The organism is Peribacillus sp. TH14 (assembly GCF_016651145.1).
GTDB lineage: Bacteria > Bacillota > Bacilli > Bacillales > DSM-1321 > Peribacillus > Peribacillus butanolivorans.
Map to the genome: position 1 here is coordinate 1409818 of NZ_JAEKEK010000001.1, position 13623 is coordinate 1423440.

The window sequence follows — 13623 nt, forward strand, 5'->3', positions numbered from 1 at the left end:
TATTATTAATCATCGAACGTATGTTTGTCAAAAGATTACTTTGGCTTATGCCAACCGGCCATTCATCTCCCCTTTATCGTAGGGCTCTCGCCCTTCACACGCTTGAAGAGGGAGTCTTCTGGCGGGAAATGATAAAAAGATTCTTTTATTCATGCCTATGTTTAACGATACTGATAATAATTCATCAAATGCTAACAACTCTTTTGTACCATATTTCTAAATTCATAGAGATCATAATTATATTTCTAATTGACTTGCCTGATCTGGACTGTAGAGCATCTGAACACGAGCACAGTCTATTGGTTTATTTATAGGTATCTCTATGAAATATTTCAGCTGCCATATCTGAGTCTTTTGTGCCTGACGGCTAGTAGGCTTGTCCCAAGGTGGGTAAACGCGTATTGCTCGTTTACCACCTTTACCTTTATTAGATATTATATTCTGATCACATAAAACAGCTTTTGGAAATACAAACTGACCAAAGTTATTACCTTTGCGAGTACTAATAACAAACAAATCAGCTGGATCTGATATGTCATATGGTTGAATCGCTCCATCCCCAATTCTCTCCCACAAAGTCACAAATTGTCCAACCTTTGTAGGTGTGATTTTAGCCACACGAAATCTAATGGAAAGGGTATTCAACTTGAATATATAGGCTCCATATTCAGCGTTTTGTGCTTCTATTAGTGGTTGTGAGAACTCAAACCTGCACGGGCTATAAACAAGTTCCTTTGTTGCAAGAAGGTCACTATGAATTGTGTCAGAGGAAGCCCCGGAATTTTGAACGCTGAGATCTGATTCTAATAAGTCTTGATTTTTCTCATCCATCTGTTCTAATCCTCCATTTTAAAGCTTTCTAGTCATTTTACTATATTCTCTTACAAAGCCATTCGATACACATCACTCCCGTTCTGCCCCTTCATTTTAGAACATTTGTTCGTTATATTCAATTATCAACAGCATTATTTATCAGATCCCTAGCCCTGTAAATAGTTAGATGACATTTAAATAAAATGGAATGAACCTAAAAAAACCCAGGCAACTTCCTCCCGGGTCTTTAATCATTATGCTGACTTTTCCACTTGTTCTGCTTACGGGACTTTCCAAAGCTGCAACCTCAATATTCTACTAAAGCTTTCCTTCTATCATTCAAATCCTTAACAATTTCCTTATATTCCTGCACCTGTTGTTCTAGTTTTTGTTTTCTATTCACAATCATCCTCGAAACTTCTTTCGGGCTAGGCCCACCTTGAATGCTTCTAATCTCCACAAAATATTCGGGAGAGATGATTTTTTTCCATTCGTCTTCTGCTATATTCACTGAAACGAATTCATTAATAATCTTGTTAATGTCTTGTGTGTCCCAGTCATATAACTCTTTACCTTCACTTATCGACCGTTTTGCAATATGACTAGCTATGGAATGAGCTTTCCTAAATGATATCTCGTAATCTCTTGATAGAGTATCTGCTAATTCAGTAACCGTGATACTAGATTTTGCGGCCATTTTTTTTGTATGTTCTTCATTTACTTTCAAGGTTGATATGACTGCATACATTAGTTTCATGACACGGCCTGCATTCGAAAATGCTCGATATAAATGCGGCTGTAAATCATCTTCCGTATCGACGATATCACCAAATGGAGTATTGTGGATCATATTCATTGCAGCAAGCGCATCACCATACGCACTGCTGGCAATTGATCGGGAATGTTCAATTGATACTGGATTTCTTTTTTGCGGCATGATACTGCTTACTTGAACATAAGGATCTGCCACATAAAATGTACCAAACTCCCTTGTCACATGCTGCAAAAAATCTTGAATCCATCTTCCAGTATTGACCATGCACGTCATAATTGCAGTTGCAGTTTCTAATAAATAATCGGCCCCGCCAATCGAGTCATAGGAATTTTCAACAACCGCCTCAAAGCCAAGCAATTCAGCGGTACGATTCCGGCTGATTGGAAAACCAGTTGTGGTTAATGCGGCCGCTCCCAGAGGGGATAGGTTCACCGTTTCATAGGCTGCCCATAACCGTCCAATATCTCTTTGAAGAACATCATAAATGGCTAGAAAGTAGTGGCCCAATGTAGTCGGCTGAGCTGGCTGAGTATGCGTGTAACCCGTAATATAGGTTTCTATATGCTTTTCAGCTTGCACCAAGAATGACTCACTCAATTGGTCTGCATAGCCAATTAATTGAAGAAGATGGCCCCTCAAAACAAGCCGATACATTGCAACTCCCATATCATTACGACTGCGACCGATATGAATCTTTCCTGCAAGCTCATGACCGATTTCTTCGCCAATCTTTGCCTCCATCATGAAAAATAAGTCTTCGAATTGAGGTTGATAGGTCAGGAGGGTGAGATCTGTTTGAGCCACTTTCCGAATCCCATCCAGCATAATTTTTGCTTCTTCTTCTTTAATAATCTTTTGTTCTGAAAGCATGATCACATGTGCTCGATGAATATCGAACATCACATGAAATAAGTAATCTCTTTGATCATTAAAAACTGGCATTAGAAGCTCTTCTACATATGTTTTTCCTGGAAAAACACTACCTTCATTTTTGATAAATTCATCCAGCTTACTCATCTTTTTACCCCCGATTTATAAGGCTTTTTCTGCTTTGATTCCAAAAAACTTATTCGAAATAAAAAGAACAATAACAATCAGCGTGATTTGAATCATCCCATAAGCAGCTGCCTGCCCCATATTGAACATCCGAAGCTGATTCATAATTTCAATAGATATAGGTCTGTTAGAAATCGTATACAATAGGACTGAGGTTGGGAATTCTCCTACAGACTCGATAAAGGCTAATAATGTCCCTGATAAAACGCCAGGCATAATAATCGGTAAAATGACCTTTCTGAAGGTATAAAACCACTTTGCCCCCAAGTTTCTTGCTGCTTCCTCAATCGAGTCATCAAGCTGCTCTAGAACGGCGTTAGTTGAGCGGACAACAAGCGGAATATGTCTAACGAAATAGGCAAGGGGCAGAATCCAAAATGTTCCTACTAATATCTGACCGAAAGAAAAAACGCTAGGTTCATTAAATGCAAATATCAAGTTCATCCCAATAACCGTTGCAGGCAAGGCCCATGGAATCATGACTAGAATATCAATAAAGCTTTTCCCAATGAATTTCCGTTTGACAAGAACATAGGACGCTATGACCCCAAACACCAAATTTGCTAGTGTGGCAATAACAGCCATTAGTAAACTATTTCGTAACGGTTTAAAAATATTAGGGTCTTCAAACAAAAGCCGGTAATTTTCCACATTAAATACTGTTGGATACGTTTGAAACGTCCAGGTTCCATCCGGTACAAGTGAAAGCAATAGAATCGTAAAGTGCGGTAAAAGCAGAATAAGTACGCCGATGATACCCGTTACCACCATCACCCACTTCATAAGCGGATTTTTCACTTCACTCCTGTGTGCCCCGATTCCTTTTGAAGCCATGCGGTAATCTTTCCTATTCTGATACCAACGCATGAATAATAGAAATGAAATCGAAACAATGGAAAGAATTACAGATTGAGTAGCAGCAATTTCCATATCACCATTAATTTTCGAAAAATATATTTGCAAGCTCAACACTCGGTACCCACCAGCTAATAAAAACGGGGCACTGAATGAAGCCATTGAAATCATGAATACAAGTAAAGAAGCGGCAACGATGGCAGGTGTTAATAATGGAAATGTCACATTCCAAAATACCTTGAATTTATTCGCTCCTAAGTTATAAGCAGCTTCTTCTAGAGACGGATCAATTTTATTGATCGCAGCGGATACGGTCATATAAAAATATACATACATCGTATAGGCATGCACGATCAGGATTCCCGAAACCCCGCCAATTTTAAAAGGAACTTTATCAAGACCAAACAAATCCTTAATAGCATTTGGAATTAATCCTGATTCTCCATATAAAAACATAAAGGCCATAACCCCTACTAATGATGGAAGAACAATCGGCAAAATCGCTGCAGTTGAAAAGAAGCTTCTGCCTGGAAAATCGTAACGGTTAAAAATAATGGCAAGCGGAATACCAATCAAGGCACTAGCCAATACACTTAAAATTGATATATAAACAGAGTTCCATAGAGCCTCTAAGTTCGTTTTCGATTCCTGCACGAAAAAATCCTGATAATTTCCGAAAGTTATCGATCCGTCTTTTTGCAAACTTTCAAAAAAGGTTCTCAATGATGGATAGAGAACATACGCTACGAGCACTAATACAACTGGTATAAGAAGCCAAATCGTCAACCTTGTATCACGATTTTTAATCATGGAGCATCACCGCTTATGACCGGGATGAGGCGCAGCTGTTTCTCCGGAAGTTGTACATACACTTCCTTCCCTTGATAAAAGTATCCGAATTCATGCGTGTTTAACACGTCCACCCTCAGTAACACGTTATGAACACCCACCATTACATTCACAACAGATCCAAAGAATTGGACAGATTCTATTTTTCCTTTTAAGATATTTGTTCCTTCTTTGACCTTATCAAGAATACGGATTGCTTCAGGACGAATCGAAACTGCAAGGTTCTTTTCATTCTGTTGAATTAACTCTCCTTCATTAGTGTGATTATGTACAAGTAATTTTACCGGTTCTTCACCGTTTTCTAGGGTAACCACTATATTCTCTTGTTGAACGTTCTTCACTTGAACGGACAATAGATTAATCTCACCAATAAAACTCGCCACGAAATCATTAGCGGGCTGATTATAAATTTCTGCTGGAGTCCCGACCTGGTGACATACCCCAAAATTGAACACGGCGATCCGATCACTCATCGATAATGCCTCTGCCTGATCATGTGTGACATAAATGGTGGTAATCTTATAATCACGCTGCAGTCTTAAGATTTCTGCTCTCATTTCATCACGAAGCTTGGCATCCAAATTGCTTAATGGTTCATCCAACAGTAATATTTCCGGTTCAATAACAAGTGCTCTCGCAAGGGCTACACGCTGCTGCTGTCCTCCGCTTAACTGGCTCACTTGACGATCCGAGTAGTTCTCCAGCCTGACTTTGCGAAGTGCATCCAGCACTTTCCCCTTTAAATCGCTTGAAGAAACTTTTCTCACGCGCAATCCAAAGGCTACATTTTCAAAAACCGTCATGTGAGGAAAAAGGGCATAGTTTTGAAAAACCATGCCAGTATTTCTTTTCTCCGGAGGTACTCGCGTCATATCTTTGTCGCCAAATCGGACGACACCCTTTGTTGGATAATAAAACCCAGCAATCATCCGAAGGGTTGTCGTTTTACCGCAGCCACTTGGACCTAAAAAGGTAAAAAACTCACCGTCTTTGATTTCCAGATTTAAATGATCGATAGCTATCGTTTTTCCGAAGGCTTTTTGGACATTCTCTATTTTTATTGACGCCATCCCAACGACACTTCCTTATTCTTTAATTTCTTTATCTCCACTTTTAATATTTTCGTCCCAATATTTCATCCACTCGTCACCTTTTTCTTGGAAAACATCCCAATCAATATCCATCGTTTTAATATCTGTTTCCGTGATCCATTCAGGTAAATCTGTCACATCACTTCTTGTCGGAATCCGGTAAAATTCTTCAGCTAAAATTTTCGCAGCTTCTGGTGAGTTCACAAACTCATAAAACGCTTCAGCTGCTTTTGGATGCTTGGCACCTTCAACAATGGCAATTCCTTCTGTCAACACCGGTGTTCCGCTTTCTGGAATAACAAACTCAAACGGATAGTTTTTATTTTCTTTCAGCATGACAACGTCCGGCATTGCCCAAACAGATAGTGAACCCTCTCCTTTGGCTACTTTGTTATACATCATTTCCGGGTTGGCTGAATATTCTTTTGTATTTTGGTCGAGCTTCGTTAACCAATCATAGCCCTCTTGAGGATCATTTGTATCCTTATACGTGCGATAAATCATCGAAGAAAAAATCGTCCTCATCGTTCCAGATGCTAGCGGATAGCGAATGATAATTTCATCTTTCCATTTCGGGTCAAGCAGCTCATCCCAATCTTTTGGGACTTCGTCTTTTGATAGTTCCTTGCTGTTATACATGATGACTTCTGGAGTCTGGCTCGTTCCCGTCCAATACCATTCTGGATCGTGGAACCCTTCATCAAGACTATCAGAATAGGTAGGTTGGTAAGCAGCTAGCAGTCCATCATCCTTTGCTTGGTTAAAGTTCGTGGAAGGTGCTCCCCACCAAACATCTGCCTGCGGATTAGTTTTCTCTGATCGAACACGATCAAGGATTTCCTGGGACCCCATGTCAAGCCACTCAACATCAATGCTATATTTTTCTTCAAACTGAGTCTCGAATTTTGATAAAATATCTTTTCCATGCGGCGAATAAACAACAATCTTATCTTCTAATTCACTTTTTTCTTCTTTGGCACCGCCTGCATTCGAATTCGTTTTTGTATCTGTACTGCTACATCCAGAAATCAATAAAGCTGCCGATAAAGTTAGCACTGAAACAAACGACTTTTTCTTATTTTTCATTAATAATCCCCCTCATTATGAAAATTCAAAATGCTATCATGTTCTCTTAAAAATAGGGAAACCGCTCCCAAAACTCCTGCGTTTTCTCCCAGTTGTGAAGTATTCATTTCTACTAAACTTGGAAGATATCGATCAACAATCTCCCGAATTCTAGGTAAAATGTATTCAGATGAATTTAATACACCACCTCCTAAAATAATGACCTCTGGATTTAGCAAGCTAGCTGCATTGACAATTCCGTAGGCTAAATGTTCGATGGCGTCATTAATGACAGCTATAGCTGTCGAATCTCCTTTTTTTGCGAACAAAAAAGCATCTTCACCTGATAGTTCAGAAGACTGGGCCCGTTCAAAAAAAGAATGATGAGGATCCTTGAGAACTGCTCTAGTAAAATGAGCACCAATGGACTTTCCTCCTGCAACACTTTCTAAATAGCCATATCTGTGGAAAATCGGCTTAAATTCACGCTTCATATCCTCTTTATTAGTTACCATATATCCCATCTCTCCAGCTGCACTCGATGCCCCTCTGTATAACTGGTTATTCAAGATAATGCCGCTTCCTATCCCTGTGCCAACTGCAATAAACAGTACATTTCGCTTATTCTGTGCGTTCCCTAGCCACTGTTCACCTAGAGCAGCAGCATTCACATCATTGTCGACAAAGATAGGGAAATCGAAATACCGTTTCGCTTCGGCTATAAATGGATACTGAATCCACCCTAAACTCGGTGCCTCAATTACTAGTCCACTTGCTGTTTGCGTAATACCAGGAATCCCAACTCCCATCCCTAAAATCCTATCTTTCGCGATCTGATTCTTTGCAATTAACCGATCTGTTTCAATAGCCATTTGTTTAAGAAGACCTGATTGTAGATAAATATTTGTTGAAAAACTAGTATCAGCAAGGATGTTGCCACTTAAATCACATAAAACGATTTTCACTTTTGTTCCGCCAATATCGGTTCCTATGATATATGCCGCTCGCTCATTGAAAAAGAGCTGGATTGGCCGCCTCCCTCCTTGAGAAGAGGACTCTCCTATTCCTTTCTCAAATACCCATTTCTCCTGTATAAGTTCATCTACAACAAGAGAAACTGTCGGTTTACTAAGCTGAAGCTTAACAGCGATTTCAGCCCTTGAAATAGATGAACATTCTTGGATGCATTGAATGATTCTTTTTTTATTTACGTATTTTTGATGATTGGGTGTTCGCTTAAAACTCATCACATCACGGCCTTACATTATTTAGTTAGTAAATCTTACTAATTAAGTAAAAATATAACTTAAATCAAGAAAGTGCACAAGTTATTTTTTGATTATTTCAAATACTCTGTTTTTAATAGTTATTTCGGTTCATTTACAATTATAACCTATTATGTTATTTATTAGATAAGCTTTTTCATCAAGTTAGTTAGGTAATATTACTAACATACTTTTCATAGTCTTCAAAAAAGCTTAGGATTTTTATTAAATTTGAAAGGGGTTAAAGGAAGGCATGAAAAAAATTTTGGTACCTTTGCTTTCACTTTTGTTAGTTTTTTCACTATTGCCGCTCGCAGGTAACGCAGCAAAAAAGGAAAAACCTAATGTTGAGTTATGGAATGCGGTCAAGCCACTCGAGACAACCGTTACATTCTTAAACAGCGGTGCCCATCCAGATGATGAGCGCAGCGACTTTCTCGCCTATTTATCGAGAGGGTTAGGTGTGAAGACCTCCAGCCTAATTGCGAACCGTGGTGAAGGCGGACAAAATGAAATTGGGGATGAACTGGACAATGCTCTTGGAATTATCCGTTCAAGAGAAATGATAGAAGCTGCAAAAATTACCGGGGTTAAAGCCTATCATCTCAGTGAAACAACCTCTGATCCTATCTATGATTTTGGCTTCTCGAAAACACCAGAAGAAACATTAGAAAAATGGGGCGAGGAACTCACGTATGAACGGCTTATCCGGTTTATCCGAACATATCAGCCTGATATATTGATGCCATCCTTCCAAAATGATGATACCCAGCATGGACATCATCGTACAATGACAATCTTAAGTGAACGTGCTTTTAAGGATGCGGCTGATCCATCTGTTTTTCCACAACAATTGAAACAAGGTCTATCAGTATGGCAAGTGAAAAAATTATATTTACCTGTTTCCTCCGCAGATAAAGCCACCACATCCATTGAAATCGGTACCTATGATCCAATATACGGTATGACTTATCCACAGCTTGGAGAACAATCCCGCTATCTGCATAAAAGCCAAGGAATGGGCTCTGATATCCCTGCAGCGCCTCGCCTGGTTCATCTAGATTTGAAACAAAGCGCCGTTGATACGAAAGGCCAGTCAGACCTTTTTGCAGGAGTACCTTATAATTTTACCGAATGGGCTGATAAACTCCCAGTTTCAGCTTCAAAGTTAAAATCTGATTTTAAAAATGTACAACGGGATTTGAACACAGTTGTTGCGGCCTATCCGAATGATCAACGTGTTTTCACAACATCCCAAACAGCTCTTTCTCATGTACGTTCACTTACTTCGCAAATTAAAAAGGCAAAGCTAAACTCTGAGTTGAAGAACGACTTGCTTCATAAGCTCTCATTAAAAGAAGAGCAATTACAAAACGTTAGTTATGTCTCTTCAGGACTATATGTTCAAGCAAAATCAGCCTCTCCGATCCTTACAAAAGGTCAAAATACGAACGTAACCGTAACAGTGAAGAATACCGGAAAACAAACATTGAAAAAATTCTCTGCCAAATTGAACGTGCCTAAAGGATGGAAAGCTAAAACAAAATCTAAAGCAATCAATCTAGCACCAAATAAATCAGAGACCATCACCTACCAGGTTAACGTTCCAAAAGATGCTTCCTATTACCATGCTTATGACAAATCAGCCATTACAACCAACATTTCATATGAATCCGGTAAAACCAAGACTACCATCACAGAAGAATTGGAAGGAACAATCGCTGTCCTACCTGATGTGGGTCTTACCCTTTCACCTGAAGACATCGTGGTAAACACAGCAGATGTACAGGAAGAAATACCAGTAACCGTAACTGTAAAAAATTATACAGAAGGAAAAACATCAGCAAACGTCGCTTTAAAAATACCTAAAAATTGGAAAGTGTTACCTACAAAAGCAACCGTATCATTTAATGAAAAATCAGAAGAAAAACAAGTAAAATTCACCCTTATACCACCGAAGACGATTCAAAATGGTGAATATCAGCTAAAAGCAGAAGCTACTGTCAATGGAAAAACCTTTGATTCTACTATTCAAGAAATTACCTATGACCATATCGGAACATTCTATTACCAGTACCCAGCAGCAATCAACACCGTTGCATTTGAGCTTTTAATGCCAGCTTCACTAAAAGTAGGTTACATTGAGAGTGGATTTGACAAAGTAGCCGATTACTTAAGCAACGCAGGTCTTAATATTACAAAGCTAACAGCTGATGATTTAGCATTAGGTGATTTGAGCCAATACGACACGATTGTTACAGGTATACGCGCTTATCTATCTCGAGAAGATCTAAAGACAAATAACGCGCGCTTACTTCAATACGTAGAAAACGGCGGTCACCTTGTCGTTCAATACCACAAACCTGGTGATGGATGGGATGCCCTGACGACTGCTCCATATCCACTTACAATCGGAAATCCCTCCATTCGCTGGAGAGTAACCGATGAAAAAGCCACAGTAAACGTATTGAAACCAGAATCAGCGCTTTTCAACTATCCAAACAAAATAACAACGGACGATTGGAACAATTGGGTTCAAGAAAGAGGATTGTACTTCCCAATGAAATGGGACGAACGATTTGAAACTTTCATTTCCATGGCTGATCCAAATGAAGAACCATTTGATGGTGGAATCCTAATGGCCAATTACGGTAAAGGAACCTATCTCTACACCAACCTTGTCCTCTACCGGCAAATTCAAAGCCAGGTACCAGGAGGATATCGAATCATGACGAACTTGATTAGTTACGGGGCCCAGTAACTAGAGAAGTAACCTGTGCAGGTGTTGAATGCATAGGTTACTTTTTTGTATGAATGTTTAGCCTGATTGAAGCTTGGTGCGGAACACGATTAACCTTTACCTCTAAAACAAAAAAAGTTATGCACAAGGATAGGAGATAGGCTTGAGGGATTAGGATTTCTCCTTTTTCTCTCTTTCCTTTGTCCACACGTTATGCACAACTTTAATTTATTTTAACTTCTACGTCGGTGAGTTTTATAAGCCTCTTAAGTGATAAGCATTCACTCTTTTAGCCATTCATTCCCACACTCTACCTTCCTAAAGCACCTTACTTAAGAAGGCTTTGGTTCGAACATGCTGAGGGTTACCGAATAATTCATTCGGTTCATTTTCTTCTACAATATACCCTCCGTCCATGAATATGACACGATCTCCAACTTCCCGGGCAAAGCCCATTTCATGGGTAACAACGACCATTGTCATACCTTCTTTAGCAAGTTGTTTCATTACCTCTAAAACATCTCCGACCATTTCAGGGTCAAGTGCAGAAGTCGGCTCGTCAAATAGCATAATCTTCGGATTCATGGCCAATGCCCTTGCGATGGCAACCCGTTGTTTTTGTCCTCCGGATAGTTCTCCTGGATAGCTATTTGCTTTTTCCCTTAACCCAACCTTATCCAGTAACTCAAGCGCTAATCTTCCCGCTTCAGCTTTATCGGTGGCACGAATTTTAATAGGCCCCAACGTTATGTTTTCCAACACGGTTTTATGAGGGAATAGATTGAAATGTTGAAAAACCATTCCAACCTCTTGTCTAACTTTGTTGATATTGATTTTCGCTTTAGGGTCAGTAATATCATGTCCGTTAATGACCACCTCACCGCCCGTAACTTCCTCAAGAAGATTCAGGCAGCGCAGAAATGTACTCTTTCCAGATCCAGAAGGTCCTATTACACAAATTACTTCCTTTTCTTTTATTTCTGCATTAATATCTTTTAAAACCTCGACAGTTCCAAATGATTTTCTCAGGTTTTTTACAGTAATGATGCTCATCGAACTTGTACCCTCCTTTCTATGAAGTTAGCAATAAGGGTTAACAAATAGATGATGATAAAGTAAATTACACCAACAACAAGCCAAATCTTGAACGCTTCAAAGGTTGCCGAAGCCTGAATCTGCCCTTGCTGTGTTAAATCCGCTATACCGATAACGGATAATAGAGATGTATCTTTTAGACTAATGATCGATTGGTTCGTAATGGTAGGAAGCATCCTTCTAAAGGCTTGTGGCAGTACTACATATCGCATTGTTTGAGTACCAGTGAATCCGATTGATCTTGCCGCTTCTGTTTGTCCTTTATCGATGGATTGAATTCCCGCTCTTATTATCTCAGCAAAATAGGCCCCTGCATTGATGGCAACGGTAATTATTCCAGCTGTAGTACTGTTTAAAGAAATCAAATTCAGTGAATTCACACCGAAATATATAAAAAACAATTGCACAATAAACGGCGTTCCTCGTATCGCATCTACATAAACCTTTGCAATCCAGTTCAAGATCTTGATAGGAGCAAGTCGCAGCAAGGCCACCACTAAACCAATCAAAAAACCTAGGATAATGGCAATTACAAAGATATAAAGTGTCACCTGAAGTCCTTTTAATAAAATAGGCAATGCCGCAACAATTATATCCATTCTATTCACCCCTTAGAAAAAGAAAGCGCGCTTTAAGCGCGCCTAATAAGCATAAATCTATTCACCAAGATAAGTTTTTAATATTTCATCGTATGTTCCATCTTTTTTAAGATTAGCAAGACCGTCATTTATTTTTTTCAATAAATCCTGGTTTTGCCCTTTCAATACAGCAATTCCATACTGATCTCCATTCAAACGATCACCTACGATTTTTAACCCAAGGTCTTTTTGAGCAATTGCATAGGAGATAACAGGATAATCTTCTATAAGTGCTTCGGCATTACCGTTTGCTACTTCCTGGAACATAGCTGGACTATCATTAAATTGAACAACTTTAATTCCTAGTTTCTTGGAATTATCCTGTGCATATTTAGCACCGGTTGTCCCTTTTTTCACTGCTATGGTCTTTCCTTTAAGGTCATCGACTGATTTAGTACTTGTATTATCTTTTTTAACAACCACTGTTAATCCTGCATCAAAATACGGCGTTGAGAAATCTACTACCTTTTTTCTTTCCTCTGTAATGCTCATTCCTGCAATAGCGACATCAAGCTGATTGGCTTGCATCGCTGGAATAATTCCACCGAAATCCATTGGAGAAAATTTGATTTTAAAATCCTGGTCTTTTGCTATTGCATTGATTAATTCAATATCAATACCTTTATAGTCGTTTCCCTCTTTAAATTCAAAGGGAGGATATGTCGTATCCACACCAACTTTATATACCTTTTGACTTTTCTCTTTCTCACCTGCATTTTTTTCATCATTGCTTCCACAAGCTGAGATAATGATAGTAAGAATCAAAAACATACTAAATAAACCAAGTTTCTTCATTCAAATCACTCCAATTCTTAAATTATACGTGATAATTAATAATTCTCCCTATAATATAGCATAAGTATAAAGTATTATAATATGAATTTTTTGAATATATATTATTTTCTTTAAATAATATTAATGGATGTTTTTCCTAATCTTGTCTATCTGATGGTAATTAGAAACTGGTATTGAAACGTATACTAAAAAAAGTTTCAATAGAATGGGCTTTTTACAATGAAACACCCTCATTGCTGTTCTTCATTTTTCTCCATAATATATAAGGTCGTTCTTTCTCCCCTCTAAAAAAAGTTATGCACAAGGATAGGAGAAAGGCTTGAGGGATTGGGATTTCTCCTTCTTCTCTCCTTCCTTTGTCCACACTTTATGCACAACTTTAATTAGTGTCTACTATTTTATTTTAAAACTAATTTTGTTACTACTTCAACATGTGTAGAGCGTATGTGGCGGAACATTGGATTTTGGTGAAGTTTGCAAAAAATCCTAATTTTCTCAGGGTCATAAATGAGAAATTAGGATTCTTTTATTTCTTATTAACGGTTAAGTAACTTTCCAAAAAAATTGAGCATTGGTATGAGCATCT

General features: G+C 38.6%; 10 protein-coding genes. 1 reads left to right on the plus strand and 9 read right to left on the minus strand.

Going from position 1 to position 13623, the window contains the following annotated elements:
• Positions 1 to 237: 237 nt before the first annotated feature.
• From JFU50_RS06945 to JFU50_RS06970, 6 genes are all read right to left on the minus strand, one after another.
• On the minus strand, positions 238 to 831 hold the full coding sequence (locus tag JFU50_RS06945; RefSeq protein WP_201222237.1) for a MepB family protein: 594 nt from the start codon (positions 829 to 831) through the stop codon (positions 238 to 240).
• Between the two features lie 289 nt (positions 832 to 1120).
• Positions 1121 to 2605, minus strand: a complete 1485-nt coding sequence (gene argH, locus JFU50_RS06950; RefSeq protein ID WP_201222239.1) for an argininosuccinate lyase — start codon at positions 2603 to 2605, stop codon at positions 1121 to 1123.
• 15 nt (positions 2606 to 2620) lie between these two features.
• A complete protein-coding gene (locus JFU50_RS06955; protein WP_201222241.1) occupies positions 2621 to 4309 on the minus strand; it encodes an ABC transporter permease in 1689 nt (562 codons plus the stop codon).
• Positions 4306 to 5418 carry an ABC transporter ATP-binding protein gene (locus tag JFU50_RS06960; RefSeq protein ID WP_201183001.1) on the minus strand — a complete coding sequence of 371 codons (1113 nt, stop codon included), beginning with the start codon at positions 5416 to 5418 and terminating at the stop codon, positions 4306 to 4308. Before JFU50_RS06960 ends, JFU50_RS06955 begins: the two co-directional genes overlap by 4 nt.
• A 15-nt stretch (positions 5419 to 5433) precedes the next feature.
• Positions 5434 to 6525: an extracellular solute-binding protein gene (locus JFU50_RS06965; protein WP_056522461.1), complete on the minus strand. Its 1092-nt coding sequence runs from the start codon at positions 6523 to 6525 to the stop codon at positions 5434 to 5436.
• Positions 6525 to 7751, minus strand: coding sequence for an ROK family transcriptional regulator (locus tag JFU50_RS06970; RefSeq protein ID WP_201222243.1), 1227 nt, complete (start codon positions 7749 to 7751; stop codon positions 6525 to 6527). The genes JFU50_RS06965 and JFU50_RS06970 overlap by 1 nt, the downstream gene beginning before the upstream one ends.
• Before the next feature lie 271 nt (positions 7752 to 8022).
• On the opposite strand from JFU50_RS06970, the gene JFU50_RS06975 reads away from it, so the two are divergent.
• Positions 8023 to 10530 carry an NEW3 domain-containing protein gene (locus tag JFU50_RS06975; protein WP_201222245.1) on the plus strand — a complete coding sequence of 836 codons (2508 nt, stop codon included), beginning with the start codon at positions 8023 to 8025 and terminating at the stop codon, positions 10528 to 10530.
• Positions 10531 to 10827: 297 nt separating this feature from the next.
• On the opposite strand, the gene JFU50_RS06980 is transcribed toward JFU50_RS06975, so the two are convergent.
• The 3 genes from JFU50_RS06980 to JFU50_RS06990 are packed head-to-tail and all read right to left on the minus strand — an operon-like array spanning position 10828 to position 13037.
• The gene (locus JFU50_RS06980; protein ID WP_053344382.1) at positions 10828 to 11562 is read right to left on the minus strand and encodes an amino acid ABC transporter ATP-binding protein; all 735 of its coding nucleotides are present in this window, start codon (positions 11560 to 11562) and stop codon (positions 10828 to 10830) included.
• Positions 11559 to 12203: an amino acid ABC transporter permease gene (locus tag JFU50_RS06985; RefSeq protein WP_053344381.1), complete on the minus strand. Its 645-nt coding sequence runs from the start codon at positions 12201 to 12203 to the stop codon at positions 11559 to 11561. The genes JFU50_RS06980 and JFU50_RS06985 overlap by 4 nt, the downstream gene beginning before the upstream one ends.
• A 57-nt stretch (positions 12204 to 12260) precedes the next feature.
• A complete protein-coding gene (locus tag JFU50_RS06990; protein WP_053344380.1) occupies positions 12261 to 13037 on the minus strand; it encodes a transporter substrate-binding domain-containing protein in 777 nt (258 codons plus the stop codon).
• Positions 13038 to 13623: the final 586 nt, after the last annotated feature.